This window comes from Streptomyces sp. NBC_00358, assembly GCF_036099295.1.
In the GTDB taxonomy this organism is placed as follows: Bacteria; Actinomycetota; Actinomycetes; order Streptomycetales; family Streptomycetaceae; genus Streptomyces.
In genome coordinates this window covers 6,991,740-7,008,429 of sequence record NZ_CP107976.1, presented here as the reverse complement: position 1 = coordinate 7,008,429, position 16,690 = coordinate 6,991,740, and the positions used below count along the sequence as shown (strand labels likewise).

18 protein-coding genes and 1 pseudogene are annotated in these 16,690 nt (G+C 68.7%); 4 read left to right on the top strand and 15 right to left on the bottom strand.

Features of this window, described 5'->3' with window-relative positions:
* Window positions 1–92: 92 nt before the first annotated feature.
* The 3 genes and pseudogenes from OHT01_RS29880 to OHT01_RS29870 all read right to left on the bottom strand — a co-directional run bounded on the left by OHT01_RS29880 (window position 93) and on the right by OHT01_RS29870 (window position 2,344).
* A complete protein-coding gene (locus OHT01_RS29880; protein ID WP_328556204.1) occupies window positions 93–1,367 on the bottom strand; it encodes a HEAT repeat domain-containing protein in 1,275 nt (424 codons plus the stop codon).
* A gap of 38 nt (window positions 1,368–1,405) precedes the next feature.
* Window positions 1,406–1,651: pseudogene (locus OHT01_RS29875) on the bottom strand (transposase); the annotation flags it as partial.
* A 195-nt stretch (window positions 1,652–1,846) separates the two neighbouring features.
* Window positions 1,847–2,344, bottom strand: a complete 498-nt coding sequence (locus tag OHT01_RS29870; RefSeq protein WP_328556203.1) for a hypothetical protein — start codon at window positions 2,342–2,344, stop codon at window positions 1,847–1,849.
* Between the two features lie 430 nt (window positions 2,345–2,774).
* Here OHT01_RS29870 and OHT01_RS29865 point away from each other — a divergent pair, with 430 nt between their 5' ends.
* Window positions 2,775–3,323 (top strand): GIY-YIG nuclease family protein, encoded by a 549-nt coding sequence (locus OHT01_RS29865; protein WP_328556202.1) that lies wholly within the window; start codon window positions 2,775–2,777, stop codon window positions 3,321–3,323.
* A 258-nt stretch (window positions 3,324–3,581) separates the two neighbouring features.
* Here OHT01_RS29865 and dapD read toward each other — a convergent pair whose 3' ends face one another.
* The 3 genes from dapD to OHT01_RS29850 all read right to left on the bottom strand — a co-directional run bounded on the left by dapD (window position 3,582) and on the right by OHT01_RS29850 (window position 5,854).
* Complete coding sequence (gene dapD, locus OHT01_RS29860; RefSeq protein WP_328556201.1) at window positions 3,582–4,571, bottom strand: 2,3,4,5-tetrahydropyridine-2,6-dicarboxylate N-succinyltransferase; 990 nt, start codon at window positions 4,569–4,571, stop codon at window positions 3,582–3,584.
* A gap of 304 nt (window positions 4,572–4,875) precedes the next feature.
* Window positions 4,876–5,439, bottom strand: coding sequence for a TetR/AcrR family transcriptional regulator (locus tag OHT01_RS29855; RefSeq protein ID WP_328556200.1), 564 nt, complete (start codon window positions 5,437–5,439; stop codon window positions 4,876–4,878).
* Between the two features lie 94 nt (window positions 5,440–5,533).
* A complete protein-coding gene (locus OHT01_RS29850; RefSeq protein WP_328556199.1) occupies window positions 5,534–5,854 on the bottom strand; it encodes a DMT family transporter in 321 nt (106 codons plus the stop codon).
* A gap of 317 nt (window positions 5,855–6,171) precedes the next feature.
* Between OHT01_RS29850 and OHT01_RS29845 the strand changes: the two genes are divergently transcribed.
* On the top strand, window positions 6,172–7,185 hold the full coding sequence (locus OHT01_RS29845) for a DUF7847 domain-containing protein (RefSeq protein WP_328556198.1): 1,014 nt from the start codon (window positions 6,172–6,174) through the stop codon (window positions 7,183–7,185).
* On the opposite strand, the gene OHT01_RS29840 is transcribed toward OHT01_RS29845, so the two are convergent.
* Complete coding sequence (locus OHT01_RS29840; RefSeq protein ID WP_328556197.1) at window positions 7,174–7,539, bottom strand: VOC family protein; 366 nt, start codon at window positions 7,537–7,539, stop codon at window positions 7,174–7,176. The genes OHT01_RS29845 and OHT01_RS29840 overlap by 12 nt on opposite strands.
* 465 nt (window positions 7,540–8,004) lie before the next feature.
* Between OHT01_RS29840 and OHT01_RS29835 the strand changes: the two genes are divergently transcribed.
* Window positions 8,005–8,940, top strand: a complete 936-nt coding sequence (locus tag OHT01_RS29835) for an AbfB domain-containing protein (protein WP_328556196.1) — start codon at window positions 8,005–8,007, stop codon at window positions 8,938–8,940.
* An 87-nt stretch (window positions 8,941–9,027) separates the two neighbouring features.
* Here the strand turns inward: OHT01_RS29835 and OHT01_RS29830 are convergent, their stop codons facing one another.
* The 8 genes from OHT01_RS29830 to OHT01_RS29795 form a co-directional block, all read right to left on the bottom strand.
* A complete protein-coding gene (locus tag OHT01_RS29830; RefSeq protein WP_405917422.1) occupies window positions 9,028–9,444 on the bottom strand; it encodes a metal-sulfur cluster assembly factor in 417 nt (138 codons plus the stop codon).
* Window positions 9,441–9,905 (bottom strand): Fe-S cluster assembly sulfur transfer protein SufU, encoded by a 465-nt coding sequence (sufU, locus tag OHT01_RS29825; RefSeq protein WP_151470345.1) that lies wholly within the window; start codon window positions 9,903–9,905, stop codon window positions 9,441–9,443. The genes OHT01_RS29830 and sufU overlap by 4 nt, the downstream gene beginning before the upstream one ends.
* Before the next feature lie 16 nt (window positions 9,906–9,921).
* Complete coding sequence (locus OHT01_RS29820) at window positions 9,922–11,178, bottom strand: cysteine desulfurase (protein ID WP_261703356.1); 1,257 nt, start codon at window positions 11,176–11,178, stop codon at window positions 9,922–9,924.
* Window positions 11,175–11,948: a Fe-S cluster assembly ATPase SufC gene (gene sufC, locus OHT01_RS29815; protein ID WP_328556195.1), complete on the bottom strand. Its 774-nt coding sequence runs from the start codon at window positions 11,946–11,948 to the stop codon at window positions 11,175–11,177. Before sufC ends, OHT01_RS29820 begins: the two co-directional genes overlap by 4 nt.
* A 7-nt stretch (window positions 11,949–11,955) precedes the next feature.
* Window positions 11,956–12,279, bottom strand: a complete 324-nt coding sequence (locus tag OHT01_RS29810) for a bifunctional 3-phenylpropionate/cinnamic acid dioxygenase ferredoxin subunit (protein WP_328556194.1) — start codon at window positions 12,277–12,279, stop codon at window positions 11,956–11,958.
* Window positions 12,279–13,460 carry a Fe-S cluster assembly protein SufD gene (gene sufD, locus OHT01_RS29805; RefSeq protein WP_328556193.1) on the bottom strand — a complete coding sequence of 394 codons (1,182 nt, stop codon included), beginning with the start codon at window positions 13,458–13,460 and terminating at the stop codon, window positions 12,279–12,281. The genes OHT01_RS29810 and sufD overlap by 1 nt, the downstream gene beginning before the upstream one ends.
* Window positions 13,461–13,522: 62 nt before the next feature.
* Window positions 13,523–14,947 carry a Fe-S cluster assembly protein SufB gene (gene sufB / locus OHT01_RS29800; protein WP_328556192.1) on the bottom strand — a complete coding sequence of 475 codons (1,425 nt, stop codon included), beginning with the start codon at window positions 14,945–14,947 and terminating at the stop codon, window positions 13,523–13,525.
* Window positions 14,944–15,687: a helix-turn-helix transcriptional regulator gene (locus tag OHT01_RS29795; protein WP_328556191.1), complete on the bottom strand. Its 744-nt coding sequence runs from the start codon at window positions 15,685–15,687 to the stop codon at window positions 14,944–14,946. The genes sufB and OHT01_RS29795 overlap by 4 nt, the downstream gene beginning before the upstream one ends.
* Window positions 15,688–15,848: 161 nt before the next feature.
* On the opposite strand from OHT01_RS29795, the gene OHT01_RS29790 reads away from it, so the two are divergent.
* A complete protein-coding gene (locus OHT01_RS29790; RefSeq protein ID WP_328556190.1) occupies window positions 15,849–16,685 on the top strand; it encodes an aminoglycoside N(3)-acetyltransferase in 837 nt (278 codons plus the stop codon).
* The last annotated feature ends 5 nt before the right edge of the window (window positions 16,686–16,690 follow it).

The window sequence follows — 16,690 nt, the reverse complement described above, 5'->3', positions numbered from 1 at the left end:
AGTGGCATGTGGCCTCGTTCGAGGCCACATGCCGTCAGGCAAAGGCTGCCGGTACCTGGTGTTCTTCCGGCCCTGACGTCCCGGCCCGGGTGTCAGCGATCATCGCGGCGCAGCTTGTACCGCCATACCTCGTCGAGGTCATACTCGTATGGGGCGCCGGGCGGCGCCGGGGGAAGACGACCTGCGCCTTCCACGCACCGCTCGTCGTCATGGAGGGCGAGCCCGTACACGGCGACGACCCGGACCTGGCGGATTGGATCGTCCAGTAGCTCTGCCATGCCGTCGGCGAGGGTGGGATCGCGGCTCCTGCCGTCGGCGACCGTGTGGCAGGCCCGCTGCCGCACCTCTGCGTCAGGGTCGGTCATCAGACCCAGCAACGTCTCCCGGATGACGGGGGAAAAGGCCCGTGACCACTGGTCGAAGGCGGAGGCTACCGCGCGCCGCACCCGGACGTCGGGATGGCTGTCGTATGGCAGGAGGGCTGCGTCGGCGCGCGGGTCGGCGTGGTCGGCGAGGCCGACCAGCACCTCGGTGAGCACGGCGGCGTCACTTTCCCGGCCCGACCAGTCGACGAAGAGCTCCAGGGCGGGGCCCGCGAAGGGTTCCTCGTCGCTCTCGTCGAACAGATGGGTCAGTCGCAACACCTCTGCACCGAACAGCCGGTGAGCCGGGTCTGGGTGGACGCGCAGGGCCGCAGCGGCGTCCCAGGTGTCCTGGTCGCGGCGGTTCGCCAAAAGGATGGTGGAAGTCAGCCATACGGCGTGCTGCTGGTCGGGGCGGGTCAGTGCGCGGTCCATCAGTTCCTCGAAGGAGGTCTGGACGTCGAGCGTGGCCTCCAGATGCGTGAGGATCGCCGCATGCCCGTCGCGCACTGTCAGCCCACCGAGGGAGAGCTCGTTGACGACCGTGAACTCGTCGTCCTGGACGCGGGTCCGAGCCAAGGGGCCCTGCGCGCCGGTACGGCGCCGCAGTTCCGCTTCGGTACCCATCTCATGCCAGTGCTGGGCGAGGTTCTGCATTTCCAGTAGCTCGGCCTTGCGCTGACGCCACCGGGACTCATCGTGCAAGACCGCCTCGACCAGCGTCGGCGAGCCCGAGTCGACGGCCTTGCGCAATGGCGGCACACCGTCCGGTCCGTACTGCTCGGGGTCGGCACCATGCTCGGCCAGTAGACGGGCGGCGGTTCCGGCGTACAACTCGATCGCCAGGCATAGTGCTGGTGTTCCGCGTTCGTCATGCACGTCGGGGTCGGCGCCTGCCAGGAGCAGGTTTTCCATAGCGTCGGTGTCCCTGGCCCGTACTGCAGATATCAGGAAAGGGTCGAAGTACACTTCGCCGCTCATATCCACACCAGTGCTCACGCCCATGCCCCCGTCACATTCTGGCCGCTCGTCAGTCTAGGACGTCACCCTTTGGCAAGTCGGCGGTGGCCGATGAGAGCTGCGGCAATGCCGACGAAGGCGAGGAAGTGCTCAGCTTTGCGCTCGTAGCGGCGGTGCAGGCAGCGGCAGCCGGCCAGCCAGGACACGGTGCGCTCCACCACCCAGCGGTGGCTGCCCAGCCGCTGGGAGGACTCGATGCCCTTGCGGGCGATGCGGTGGTGAACGCCGCGTTGGCGGAGCCATCGGCGCAAGTGGTCGTAGTCGTATCCCTAAGCCGGCAGATTTACAGACTGCCCGACGCACCGAAAGCTTACGGGGCCACGATAACTCGCCCCATGGCAACTCCCGCCCAAAGTCGTTCCGCCGACCGCTCGTTCCCTCGGTCCGCGTAATAGCTTGATGTGCTTGAGAAGGCCGAGCATGTGAAGTGTCAGTGCTATGCGAGTCCACTGACACAAGGAAAACTATGATGGGTCCGAAGGTCCCGGAGAAAGAGGAGGAACCGGGGTGACGAACTGATCAATATCGACCCCCCGTGATCTTAGATACTCTTCCGCATGGTCGGCCAGACGTCGGTAATGCGGCCACGTGGGGATGCCCGACCAGAACGAATCTCGATGCTGAAGAAAAGGGCCGGCGGCATATTTCATTCTGGCCAGAGAGGGGGCCCAAAGATCTAGAATTTCCTTCTCGCTCACGTACTTCTTATGACAGTACAGGCCTGCTATATCGAGCGACGCCAGAGCCCGGTTCGCGCTGGCGTAGTCGGCCTCACTTAAATCTTCCACTCGACCGACTCGCGCGTGGAGTTGAAACAGAACGCGTCTGCCATTTTGCAGTTCAGGGCTAACCAGCAGCTCGTGAAGTTTTAGAAAGATATCTCGCTTATCTTTGCGTCTACTTACGAAAAGCGAGATGAAGCTAACGATGACGGCAACACTCGAAATGACGATTGACAGCATTCTCTTCCAGCCTCGATCGGAAATTTCTCACTGTTGCATGACCCTGCGGCAGACGGAAAAATGCGGGCCGTGGGGCATCGTCCATTGTGCCTGTCGCAGCACTTATCGCGGCAACGATTGACCATCTTGAGCCCTCTGGGCGTATAGACGCCTGCCGGTGGCTGGGCGCCTCTTCCTGCTCGAACTCCCAGAACGGGTGTCGTTGCGTGCCACGGCCGTGCCACATCGTGCGGTCAACCACGGTCAACGACGGTTCGCGGCAGCCCAGAGATGCCGCCGAGCTGGGGACTCTCCGAACCAGGGGTGACCTGCGCAGTCCAACAGCCCTACACGTCCGCCCTTACAAAGCTGCGGTACCCGGTCTGCCGCTGGGACTCACGTGAGCAGCCAGTACTCTGCGCCCAACTAGCCCGCCGACCTTGGAGGCTCCGTGGCCCATGCCGCCCTCACCGAACCGGATCAGCTGTGGTCGGCACCGGAGGTCTTGTCGCGCCCGAGCCCGGTGCCGGCGGCGGCCGGGGTCTACGGGTGGCACTTCGAACAGGCGCCCTGTGCGGATCTCACGGCCGGGCGCCTGCTCTACGTCGGTATAGCCCCGCGGTACATGGCGAACCGGACCAGCACACAGAACCTGCGCAAGCGCGTGCGGTATCACTACCGAGGCAACGCGGCCGGATCGACGCTTCGCCTCACCCTTGGTTGCCTGCTCGGGATCGAGCTCCGTCGAGTAGGCAGGAGCGGGACGCGCATGACCTTCGGCAAGGCCGGGGAAGCCGCCCTCAGTCAGTGGATGGCGGGGAACGCCCGAGTGTGCTGGATCGAGCACGACGAACCATGGACCATGGAGTCGGAGTTCATCTCTCAACTCGACCTGCCTCTGAACCTCGACCAGAACCGCCACAACCCGTTCCACGGTCGGCTCACGGAAGTGAGATCCCAAGCCCGTCAGCGGGCACGCGAGTTGGCCGTCAGTGCATGACCCGTCGGGCTGACACAACGTCGGCCAACGATGGTGCACCGAAGCGGCCACAGCCGGATCCGCGAGCGACCATCGAGCCCCGTTCCGACACGCCGCACCGCGCAGCGAGCGAACTCAGAGGGCAGACGTCAACGCACGAGCGCCCTCCCGGGCCGTGGAAGGGCGCTCGATGGTGACCAACGTCGACAGGTGCCGACAGCTCGGCAGCAGGTCAAAGCAGTGATCGATTGGACGGCCGCATGCCACGGCCGCCGGTGATCAGTTGTGGCTGTGCAGGACCTCGTTCAGGCCGCCCCACACCGCGTTGTTCGGGCGTGCCTCGACCGTTCCGGTGACCGAGTTGCGACGGAAGAGGATGTTCGAAGCCCCGGACAGCTCGCGGGCCTTGACGATGTCGCCGTCGGGCATCGTCACCCGCGTGCCGGCGGTGACGTACAGCCCGGCCTCGACCACGCACTCGTCGCCGAGGGCGATGCCGACGCCCGCCTCCGCGCCGACGAGGCAGCGCTCACCGATGGTGATGCGGACGTTGCCGCCACCCGAGAGGGTGCCCATGGTGGACGCGCCACCGCCGATGTCGGAACCGTCGCCGACGACGACTCCGGCGGAGATGCGGCCCTCGACCATGGACGTGCCGAGCGTGCCCGCGTTGAAGTTCACGAAGCCCTCGTGCATGACGGTCGTGCCCTCGGCGAGGTGCGCGCCGAGGCGTACCCGGTCGGCGTCGGCGATGCGGACGCCCTTGGGCGCGACATAGTCCGTCATGCGCGGGAACTTGTCGATGGAGGTCACCTGGAGGTGCAGGCCCGCGGCGCGCGCGTTCAGCCGGACCTTCTCGATGTCGTCGACGGCGACCGGACCGAGCGAGGTCCAGGCCACGTTGGTGAGCAGGCCGAACACGCCGTCCAGGTTCTGGCCGTGCGGCTTCACCAGGCGGTGCGAGAGGAGGTGCAGACGCAGGTAGGCGTCGTGCGCGTCGAGCGGCTTGTCGTCCAGCGACGCGATGACCGTACGGACCGCGACCACCTCGACGCCCCGGCGGGCGTCCGGGCCGATGGCCTGCGCGGCTCCCTCGCCGAGCAGTTCCACGGCGCGCTCGGCGGACAGCCGCTCGGTGCCGGCCGGGCCGGGCTCGGCGGAGAGTTCGGGCGCGGGGAACCACGTGTCGAGAACGGTGCCGTCTGCGGTGAGGGTGGCGAGCCCGGCGGCGACGGCGCCGGTGGTACGAGAAGCAGTCGTGTCGGTCATGGGTAGAACCTAACTTGGCGGGGCCCGCGCGGGCGAACCGGTGCGCGAGCCGTCTCGGCCACCGGGCGCCCGACCGTCCCCGGCCACCCGTCCCCGGCCAGCACCTCGGGCCATCCCCGGCCACCCGTCCCCGGGCTGCCCCGCGTCGCCCGCCGCATCACCCGTCCCGCATGGCCGCCCCGGACCACCCCCGGTCACCGGCCCCGACTACTGGTCGCCGCCCCCGGCCACCGCCCCGGACCGTCCCCCGCCACCCCGCATCACCCTTCCCGCATGGCGGACCGCCCCCGGTCGCCGGCCCCGACTACTGGTCGCCGCCGGTCGCCCCGTCTCCCGGCAGGACCCGGGTCAACACCTCGCGCGTGTATCCCTCGTCGTAGGACGTCCCCGTCAGCAGCACCTGGAGACAGATCCCGTCCAGCAGGGCGACCAGCGCCCGCGCGGTGACCGGATCCGTGCGCCGGGTCAGCGGCTCGACGAGGCTGTCGATCCACTCGGCGGCGACCGGGCGCAGGGCGGGTCTGCGGAGGGCGGCGAGGTAGAGCTCGTACTCCAGCTCCACGCCCGTACGGTCGCCGGCGAGCCATTCGCCGATCAGTCCGGCGAGTTCGGCGGCCAGGTCGGCGCGGGTGTCCTCCAGGGTGCCGCGCGCGGCGACCACCTTGGCGAAGCCCTCGTTCGCCTGGCGCAGGGCGGCGACCATGAGTTCGTCGAGGGTCTTGAAGTGGTACGTGGTGGAGCCGAGCGGCACATCGGCCTCGGCGGCGACGGAGCGATGGCTGAGCCCGGCGATGCCCTTGGCGCCGACGACGCGGATCGCCGCGTCGATGATCCGCTGCCGCCGCTCGGGGTCGTACCGGCGCGCCATCACGGGCCTCCGTCCACCATGCCGGGCACGGTCCCATCCACCATGCCGGGCACAGTGCCAGGCACGGTTGCGTACACCGTGCCGGGCGCGCCCATCAGTGCGCCCCGCCCAGGTTCAGCAGCACGACTCCGCCGATGATCAGCACGAGCCCGGCGGCCTTGGCGACCGTGAGTCCCTCGCCGAGGAACAGCATGCCGATCGCCGCGATGGCCGCGGTGCCGACGCCGGCCCAGATCGCGTACGCCGTGCCGACCGACACCGTCCTCAGGGTCTGCGCGAGCAGCGCGAAGGCGACGACATAGCCGAGGACGGTCAGCAAGGACGGCCACAGCCTGCTGAAACCCTCCGTGTACTTCATCGCGGTGGTCGCGCCGACCTCCGCCGCGATGGCTCCGGCGAGCAGTACGTATCCCATGCGTACAACCGTACACATGCGGCTCGCGCGCTGTGTACAGGTGTCCGCAACTCCCGTCGGCCGCCGGGCTCGTATGGATCCCGTATATGCCATGGGCACCATGAGCCCCAGCGGATATCGTTCGCGATCACAAGGGGGCCGGAGTCGAACAGACTCCCGACAACGTGTGGAGCGCGAGGGGCATGTCGGACAGTTCTGGGTGGGGACCGTCAGGGCCGTCGGGACCGTACGGGGGTGCGCCGGGCGGCCCTTGGGGACCGTACGGGGGTAACCCGGGCGGCTGGCACTGGGCGCCGCCGCGACCGCCCAAGCCGGGCGTGATCCCCTTGGCCCCGCTCGGCGTGGACACGGTCCTCGGCGGGGTCTTCGCCACGATGCGCCGTTACGCGAAGCCGCTGTTCGGGCTCGCCGGGCTGGTCGGGCTGGCGCTGCTGGCCCTGACGCTCGGACTGGGAGGTCTCGCCTACGCCGCGACGACGCACCAGCTGCATCGCATGTTCTCGGCTCCCCGATCGGCCGACTGGACCGATGTACGTGCCGTCCTGATCGCCTTCGGCTCCGTCTGGATCACCGGCCTCCTGGGCGGGCTCGTGGCCGGCGCCTTCGTCCAGGCCTCGTCCGCGGCCACCCTGCACGACGCCGTCCTCGGGCGACCGGCCCGTGTCGGTGCCGTCTGGCGGCGCGCGTGGCCGCGCACCCCGTCCGTACTCGGCGTGATGCTGCTGACGGGCCTGATCGTCCTGGTGCCGATGGCACTGTTCACTCTGCTCTTCGTCCTGGCGGCCCTGTCCATGGCGGGTTCCGATCCCTTCATGGCGCTCGGGACCGGCTTCCTGCTCCTGCTGCTCTCCATGCCGCTGACGCTCTGGCTCTACGTCCTGTTCAGCTTCGCCCCGGCCGCCGCCGTGCTGGAGGGAGCCTCTCCCCTGACGGCGATGCGGCGCTCGGCCCGGCTGATACGCGGCGCGTGGTGGCGCACGTGCGGCATCTCGCTGCTCGGCGGCCTGATCGTGGTGATCGGATCGCTCGTGATCAGGGTGCCGCTCATGATCATGGCCCCGACCCCGCGGTACGACCCCTCGGCGCCGCCGCCAACACGTATGTCGGACTTCTTCGCCCAGGCCGTACCCGATCTGGGCCCCTACCTGGTGGTCACGGTGATCACCAGCATCGTCACCCAGCTGCTCTCGATGGTGCTGCTGCCCCTGGTGAGCAACCTGCTGTACATCGATCAGCGCATCCGCCGGGAGGGCCTGGCGGACGTGCTGATACGCGCGGCCGCGGCTCCCGAGGCGCACGGCGGACCGGAGACACCCGGCTCAGTCCACTAGCGAGCTCTTCGGCCGCAGCACGCAGAACTCGTTGCCCTCGGGGTCGGCGAGGACGACCCAGCTCACGTCCTCGCCCTGCCCGACGTCGGCCCGGCGCGCCCCGAGGGCGAGGATCCGCTCGACCTCGGCGGCCTGGTCGTCCGGCGCGAGATCGATGTGGAGCCGGTTCTTGACGGTCTTGCGCTCGGCGACCGGTACGAAGCAGAGTCCCGGCGGCGCGTGCGCGTCCGAGCCGATGACGATCTCGTCCTCCGCCTCGAACAGCACGCGCCAGTCGAGGACTTGGCACCAGAAACGGGCCAGCGCGGGCAGGTCGTGGGCGTCGACGACGAGGTGGTGGAAGGAGACAGCCATGAACGGCAGTCTCCCCCGGAGCGAGGAGGGCCGCCACCAGACAGAGGAGGGCGACGAGAGGCCGCACGGAATCGCCCAGGAGGCCGGCCGTCACGCCCCGACGAGGCCGAGCGGCGACCGCGCGCCGCGCCCGTCGGACGAACCCCGGAAACCGGGTCCTGCCCCGCGCGACCCCACCGCACCGCGTCCCAGTGCGCCTCCGCAGCGCAGGACCGGCTCACAGCCGGCTCACCGCCAGTACTCAGCTCCGCCCAACTCCCCCGACTCTGGGGGCAATTCTCCGAGAACGTGGCACGTGATTCCCGGTTTCGGTGCGGGAAACGACTGCTCAGAAGTCACCGGTTCCACTACTGTTTCACCGGTCGCACACCTGGTCTCCATGACCGTCCCGCTCCGTGTGCCCACACCCTCCCCACCCCTCGCGTCGCCCTCTCACGCGCTCGCCCTCCCCGCTTAGGAACGCGTATGCCAGAAGTGGCGCCCGGATCCGGGCCCGACCACCCCGCCCCCTCCAGGGAGATAGTGCCCTGGCGCCCCACCCCGCGCGGCGCGCCCTACCCGGTGCCGACCGATCTCGTTCCCGTACTCCCGGCCCCCTGGGACGCGGCCAGGCCGGACGACGAGGGCAGGCTGCCCGGGACACGTCGGCTCTGGCTGGCCGGCGGGCTCGCCGTGGTCGTGGCCGTTGCCGCCGTCGTCGTGATCTCCGTACAGACGAACCGTTCTGACGATCCGTCACAGAGTCGCGCGGAGAACAGGACCACGGCCGACACGATGAACCCCTTCCTCCCCGGCGCTCCCGCCGGAGCGAGCTCGGCGCCGGCCGGCAAGAACGCGCTGGCCTCGCCGGCGACCGCCCGCTCGGCCTCACCGGACTCCACCCCGCGGCCCTCCACCTCGCCGGGGTCCGGCCGGCCCACCCCCGGACCGTCGACGCCCGCCTCCGGCACCACTTCCCCGCCCCGGCCGGTCACCTCGCTGAAGTCCGTCCAGGCGGTCAACTACCCCGACCGCTACTGGCATGTGAGTGATGGTCAGGTCGGGCTCGACCCGGTGGGCGCGGGCAGCCCGGCCGCGACCCGACGGGCCGCCAGCTTCAAGGTGGTCCCCGGACTGGCGGAATCCTCCTGCTACTCCTTCGCCACCACCGACGGGTCCTACCTGCGCCACCGCGACTTCGTGCTGCACGCCGACCGCGACGACGGCTCCGCCCTCTTCCGGAAGGACGCCACCTTCTGTCCGCGGGCGTCCTCCTACTCCGGCGCCGTCATGCTGGAGGCGGTCAACTACCCGGGCCGCTTCCTGCGCCATCGCAACTTCCAGCTCCTGCTGGGCCGTTCGGAGCACGACAGGCGCTACCGGGCGGACTCGGCGTTCCGTCTGGTGCGGGGCTTGGCCTGAGCCCGGGGCCACCTCCGGAGAACGCGACGGGGCGGCACCCGAAGGTGCCGCCCCGTACCGAATTCCGCGTACCGCGGTCCCGAGAACTCAGACGTTGAACCCGAGCGCCCGAAGCTGCTCGCGGCCGTCGTCCGTGATCTTGTCCGGGCCCCACGGCGGCATCCAGACCCAGTTGATGCGCAGTTCGTTGACGAGGCCGTCCGTGGCGGACTTGGCCTGGTCCTCGATGACGTCGGTGAGCGGACAGGCCGCGGACGTCAGGGTCATGTCGATCGTCGCGATGTTCGCGTCGTCGATGTGAATGCCGTAGATGAGGCCGAGGTTGACGACGTCGATGCCCAACTCGGGGTCGACGACGTCGTAGAGCGCCTCGCGGACCTCTTCCTCGGAGGCCGGCTTCGTCGTCAGGCTCTCGCCCGACGCCACAGCCGTCCCGCCCGTCGTCGCAACGGTCCCGTCCGACGTCACGGCGGTCTCTTCCGATGTCACAGTGTTCTCGCTCATGCCGTCTTCCTCTCGGCGCTCTCGCCCAGAGCCTGGGCCGTCGCGTCCTTCCACGCCATCCAGCTGAGGAGGGCGCACTTGACCCGTGCCGGGTACTTGGAGACGCCGGCGAACGCGACCGCGTCCTCCAGCACCTCCTCCATCGCGTCGTCCGGCTCGATCCGACCCTTGGACTGCATCAGTTCCAGGAAGGTCTCCTGGATCTTCTGCGCGTCGGACACGTCCTTGCCGACCAGCAGGTCATTCAGTACGGAGGCCGAGGCCTGGCTGATGGAGCAGCCCTGGCCCTCGTACGAGATGTCCTCGATCCGCTCGCCGTCGTACTTCACACGCAGGGTGATCTCGTCACCGCACGTGGGATTGACGTGGTGCACCTCGGCGTCGCCGTCCCGGAGACCGCGCCCGTGCGGGTGCTTGTAGTGGTCCAGGATGACTTCCTGGTACATCGAATCCAGCTTCACGTTCCCAGCCAGCCCCTCAGCCGAAGAAGTTCCGTACGTGCTCCAGGCCGTCGATCAGAGCGTCGATCTCGGACGGCGTGGAGTACAGATAGAACGACGCTCGCGTGGTCGCAGGAATTCCGTACCGCAGGCACACCGGACGGGCGCAGTGGTGACCCACCCGGACCGCGATGCCCTGCTCGTCGAGAACCTGGCCCACGTCGTGCGGGTGGATGTCGCCCAGCGTGAACGAGATCGCCGCGCCGCGGTCCTCGGCCGTGGTGGGGCCGATGATCCGGAGGTCGGGGACCTCCGCGAGCCGCTTCACCGCGTACTCGGTGAGCGCGTGCTCGTGGGCGAGGATCTTGTCCATGCCGATGGCGGAGAGATAGTCGATCGCCGCGCCCAGACCGACCGCCTGCGCGATCGGCGGGGTGCCCGCCTCGAACTTGTGCGGCGCCGGGGCGTACGTCGACGAGTGCATCGACACGGTCTCGATCATCTCGCCGCCGCCGAGGAACGGCGGAAGGTCCTCCAGGAGTTCCTGGCGGCCCCAGAGGATGCCGATGCCCGTCGGGCCGCACATCTTGTGGCCGGTGAAGGCCACGAAGTCGGCCTGGAGGGCCTGGACGTCGAGCGGCATGTGCGGCGCGGCCTGCGACGCGTCGATCAGGACCAGGGCGCCGACCTCCTGGGCGCGGCGCACTATCGCCTCGACCGGGTTCACGGTGCCCAGGATGTTCGACACCAGCACGAAGGAGACGATCTTCGTCTTCTCCGTGATGATCTCGTCGATGTTCGACAGGTCGAGACGGCCGTCGTCGGTGAGGCCGAACCACTTCAGCTTCGCGCCGGTGCGCTGCGACAGCAGCTGCCACGGAACGATGTTGGAGTGGTGCTCCATCTCCGTGATGACGATCTCGGTCTCGTGGTCCACGCGGTAGGGCTCGTCGGCCCAGCCCAGCATGTTGGCCACGAGGTTGAGCGACTCGGAGGCGTTCTTCGTGAAGATCACCTCGTCGCGGCTCGGCGCGTTGATGAACGCGGCGACCTTGTCGCGCGCGCCCTCGTACAGCGCCGTGGCCTCCTCGGCGAGCACATGCACACCGCGGTGGACGTTGGCGTTGTAGCGCTCGTAGTAGCCACTGAGGGCGTCCAGTACCTGGCGCGGCTTCTGCGAGGTCGCCGCGTTGTCCAGGTACACCAGCTTCTTACCGTCGTGGACCTGGCGGTCCAGGATGGGGAAGTCCTTGCGGATCGCCTCGGTGTCGAGGAGGCCCGGCAGCTGCGTCACGCGGATACGCCACCCTTCGCGTCGACTGCGTACGACTCGTAGCCCTCGTTCTCCAGCTTGTCCGCGAGCTCGGCGCCGCCGGACTCGACGATGCGGCCGCCGGAGAAGACGTGCACGAAGTCGGGCTTGATGTAGCGCAGGATGCGCGTGTAGTGCGTGATGAGCAGGGTGCCCACCTCACCGGTCTCGCGGACGCGGTTGACGCCCTCGGAGACGACGCGCAGGGCGTCGACGTCGAGGCCGGAGTCGGTCTCGTCGAGGATCGCGATCTTCGGCTTGAGCAGCTCCAGCTGAAGGATCTCGTGGCGCTTCTTCTCACCGCCGGAGAAGCCCTCGTTGACATTGCGCTCGGCGAAGGCCGGGTCCATGGAGAGGCGCGCCATGGTCTCCTTGACCTCCTTGACCCACGTACGCAGCTTGGGGGCCTCGCCGCGGACGGCGGTGGCGGAGGTACGCAGGAAGTTGGAGACCGAGACGCCGGGGATCTCGACCGGGTACTGCATCGCCAGGAACAGGCCCGCGCGGGCGCGCTCGTCGACGGACATCTCCAGGACGTCCTCGCCGTCGAGGGTGACGGTGCCGCTGGTGATCGTGTACTTCGGGTGGCCCGCGAGCGAGTAGGCGAGGGTCGACTTGCCGGAGCCGTTGGGGCCCATGATGGCGTGCGTCTCGCCCTGCTTCACGGTCAGGTCGACGCCCTTGAGGATCTCCTTCGTGGCGTTGTCGGCCTCGACGGTGACGTGCAGGTCGTGGATTTCAAGCGTTGCCATGGGTTCCTCAGGACTCCTGGTTGAGGGAGACGAGCACGTCGTCCCCTTCGATCTGTACGGGGTATACGGGGACGGGGCGCGTCGCGGGAAGGCCGGACGGCTTGCCGGTGCGGAGGTCGAACGCGGAGCCGTGCAGCCAGCATTCGATCTGACAGTCCTCCACCTCGCCCTCGGAGAGCGAGACGTTCGCGTGCGAGCAGATGTCGTTGATCGCGAACACCTCCCCCTCGGTCTTCACGACCGAGACCGGCGTGCCGTCGAGTTCCACCCGCTTCGGGGTGTCCTCCTCCAGCTCGCTCAGCCCACAGACGCGCACGAAGGTGCCGGGCATCAGAGCGACGCCTCCAGCTCCTCGTCGATCTTCACGAGAAGGCGCTCTTCGATGTCGTCGACACCGATCTGCTGGACGAGTTCGGCGAAGAAGCCGCGGACCACCAGGCGGCGGGCCTCGTCGGCGGGGATGCCGCGGGCCATCAGGTAGAAGAGCTGCTCGTCGTCGAAGCGGCCGGTCGCGGAGGCGTGGCCGGCGCCGACGATCTCGCCGGTCTCGATCTCCAGGTTCGGCACGGAGTCGACGCGGGCGCCGTCGGTCAGAACCAGGTTGCGGTTCATCTCGTAGGTGTCCGTGCCCTCGGCCTTGGCCTCGATGAGGACGTCACCGATCCAGACCGCGTGCGCGCCCTCGCCCTGCAGCGCGCCCTTGTACATGACGTTCGACTTGCAGTGGGGGGTGTTGTGGTCGACCAGGAGGCGGTGCTCCTGGTGCTGGCCGGCGTCCGTGAAGTACAGACCGAAGAGCTCGGCCTCGCCGCCGGGGCCCGCGTAGGTGACGCGGGGGTGGAGGCGCACGAGGTCGCCGCCGAAGGTGACCACGAACGACTTGAAGGTCGCGTCACGGCCGATCAGCGCGTTGTGCTGGCCGACGTGGACCGCCTTGTCGTCCCAGTCCTGGACCGAGACGACGGTCAGCTTGGCGCCGTCCCCGAGGACGTAGTCGACGTTGGCGGCGAGCACCGCGTCACCGGTGTGGTCGATGACGACGACGGCCTCGGCGAAGGCTCCCAGCTCGATGACCTGGTGGCCGTAGGCCACCCCGCCCTCGCCGCGGACGGCGATCCGGATGGGCTCGGTGAGCACCGTCTCCTTGGGGACGGTGACGACACCGGCCTTCTCGAACGCCGAGTACGCCTGGGCGGCGACGCGGTCGACCGGGGTGCCGGCCCTGCCGAGGCGGGCGTCGTCCCGGGTGACGGTCTCGACGGTGACACCCTCGGGGGCCTCGACGTCGATCCGTACGCCTTCGCCGGTCGCGACGGCGGTGCCGTCGTGCAGCCCGCGCAGGCGCGCCAGCGGGGTGAACCGCCACTCCTCCTCGCGGCCGTGGGGGACGGGGAAGTCCGCCACGTCGAAGGACGGGGGCGCGCTCATGCGCGTGGCGACGGTCGACTCGGCGGCCACCGCGATCTGGCCCGCGGTCGTGGAGCCCACGGGGATAATTTGAGCCTCAGCCATGGCTGTCGGTCTGCTCTCTTCCTACGTCAGAATTCGCTGGCTGCTGTTGCGGAGGGGCGGGGTCAGCCGACCGAGCCTTCCATCTGCAGCTCGATCAGCCGGTTGAGCTCCAGGGCGTACTCCATGGGCAGCTCCTTGGCGATCGGCTCGACGAAGCCGCGCACGATCATCGCCATCGCCTCGAACTCGGTCAGACCGCGGCTCATCAGGTAGAAGAGCTGGTCCTCGGAGACCTTGGAGACGGTCGCCTCGTGGCCCATGGACACGTCGTCCTCGCGGACGTCCACGTACGGGTACGTGTCCGAGCGGGAGATGGTGTCGACGAGCAGCGCGTCGCACAGCACGTTCGACTTGGAGCCGTGGGCGCCCTCGCCGATCTCGACGAGACCGCGGTAGGACGTACGGCCGCCACCGCGCGCCACCGACTTCGACACGATGTTCGAGGAGGTGTTCGGCGCCATGTGGACCATCTTGGAGCCGGCGTCCTGGTGCTGGCCCTCGCCCGCGAAGGCGATGGACAGGGTCTCGCCCTTGGCGTGCTCGCCCATCAGGTAGACGGCCGGGTACTTCATGGTGACCTTGGAGCCGATGTTGCCGTCGATCCACTCCATGGTCGCGCCCTCGTACGCCACGGCGCGCTTGGTGACCAGGTTGTAGACGTTGTTCGACCAGTTCTGGATCGTCGTGTAGCGGCAGCGGCCGCCCTTCTTCACGATGATCTCGACCACCGCGGAGTGCAGGGAGTCCGAGGAGTAGATCGGCGCCGTACAACCCTCGACGTAGTGCACGTAGGCGCCCTCGTCGACGATGATCAGGGTCCGCTCGAACTGGCCCATGTTCTCCGTGTTGATACGGAAGTAGGCCTGGAGCGGAATCTCGACGTGCACGCCCTTCGGCACGTAGATGAAGGAGCCGCCGGACCACACGGCCGTGTTCAGCGACGCGAACTTGTTGTCGCCCACCGGGATGACGGTGCCGAAGTACTCCTTGAAGAGCTCCGGGTGCTCCTTGAGCGCCGTGTCGGTGTCCATGAAGATGACACCCTGCGCCTCGAGCTCTTCGTTGATCTGGTGGTAGACGACCTCGGACTCGTACTGGGCCGCGACACCGGCGACGAGGCGCTGCTTCTCCGCCTCGGGGATGCCGAGCTTGTCGTACGTGTTCTTGATGTCCTCGGGCAGGTCCTCCCAGGACTCCGCCTGCTTCTCCGTGGAGCGCACGAAGTACTTGATGTTGTCGAAGTCGATGCCCGACAGGTCCGAGCCCCAGTTGGGCATGGGCTTCTTCTCGAAGAGGCGCAGGCCCTTGAGACGGAGCTTGGTCATCCACTCCGGCTCGCTCTTCTTCGCGGAGATGTCTCGGACGACGTCATCGTTGATGCCGCGCTTGGCGGAGGCACCGGCCACGTCGGAGTCGGCCCAGCCGTATTCGTACGTACCCAGACCCTCGAGCTCGGGGTGGGCAGTCTCCTCGATGGGGAGCGTCATGCGGGGTTCCTCCCGGCGGTGCTTGCAGATGCGTTGTGAGTGGTTTGCGAAATCTTGGGGATGAACGTCGTGCACACCCCGTCGCCGTGGGCGATGGTGGCCAGCCGCTGGACATGCGTGCCGAGAAGCTGGGAGAAGAACTCCGTCTCCGCCTCGCAAAGCTGCGGGAACCGCTCGGCGACATGTGCGACCGGGCAGTGGTGCTGGCAGAGCTGCTCGCCGACCGGTGCGCTGCGCGCCGTGGCAGCGTACCCGTCGGCGCTCAGCGCCTTGGCCAGCGCTTCCGTGCGCTCCTCGGGGGTCGCGGCCTCGACGGCCTCGCGGTACGCCCCGGCCTGTGCGGCGATCCGGGCGCGGGCGAAGGAGAGAATCGCCTCGTCCCCGCCCTCGCGCTCGGCGATCCAGCGCAGGGCGTCCTCGGCGAGCTTGTCGTAGGACTGGTCGAAGGCGTCCCGGCCGCAGTCGGTCAGGGCGAACACCTTGGCGGGACGTCCGCGCGTACGCGCTCCGTAGACCCGCTGCTCACGTGCTTCCACGACGTCGTCGGCGACCAGCGCGTCGAGATGACGGCGTACGGCAGCCTGGGTCAGCCCCAGTCGGCCCGCCAGGTCGGCGACGGTCGACGGGCCGTGGTCCAGGATGGACCGCACGACTCGGTTGCGCGTCGAGCGCTCACCGGTCGCGAGTTCCTCCTGCGGGGGCCCCGTGGGGGTCTCCCGAGCCTCGCCAACGTATTTCACAACACCATTGTTGCGTAATTCCTCAGGGCCTGACAAGCCGCCCCCTCCCGGGCGGGCGGTGCGCTGCGTCACTTAGGTATACCTAATGTGACCTGGGCAAACGATCTTTGATCGATCAATCGGGTGGTGTCGGGACCCTCTTTCGGGAAGACTCCGGGACCATGCCGACACCCCCTCCGACCGGCCCACTCGTCACCCGGGACACCCTCGCCGGGGACCTGCGCGCCCTGGGCGTACGACCGGGAGAAACGCTTCTTGTGCACTCCTCGCTCAGCTCCCTCGGCTGGGTGAACGGCGGCCCCGTGACCGTCGTCCAAGGACTGCTCGACGCCGTAGGTCCGGACGGCACCCTGGTGGTCCCCACGCAGTCCGGCGACCTTTCCGACCCCGCGCTGTGGAGCCGTCCCCCGGTCCCCGAGGAGTGGTGGCCGACCATCCGGGCGACCATGCCCGCCTACGACCCCCGCGTGACGCCCTCCCGCGGGGTCGGCGTGATACCCGAGACCGTCCGCAACTGGCCGGGCGCCCTGCGCAGCGCCCACCCGGAGACCTCGTTCGCGGCAGTGGGCCCGGGCGCGGCGGCGATCGTCGAAGGCCACGCGCCCGACTGCCGGCTCGGCGAGCGGAGCCCGCTGGCCCGCCTGGAGGCCGGCGGCGCCCGTGTCCTGCTGCTCGGCGCCGGCTACGGCACCTGCACCAGCTTCCACCTGGCCGAGTACCGCGTCCCCTCGCCCGTCGTGGAGGTCGGACGCCCGTCCCCGACGGGCTGGCGGAAGGTGCGCGAACTGTCGATCACCTCCGAGCTGTTCGAGGAGCTCGGCTCCGACTTCGAACGGGACCGTCCCGTCGTACGGGGCACCGTGGGCGCGGCCGCGGCGCGGCTCTTCCCGGTGGCCGACGCGGTGGCGTACGCGGAGCGCTGGCTGCCCGTGCACCGTCCACGGGACCTGTACGTGGATACGGCCCCCGGCGGTTCCGGGCCGCGCGGACGTCCCTAGACTTG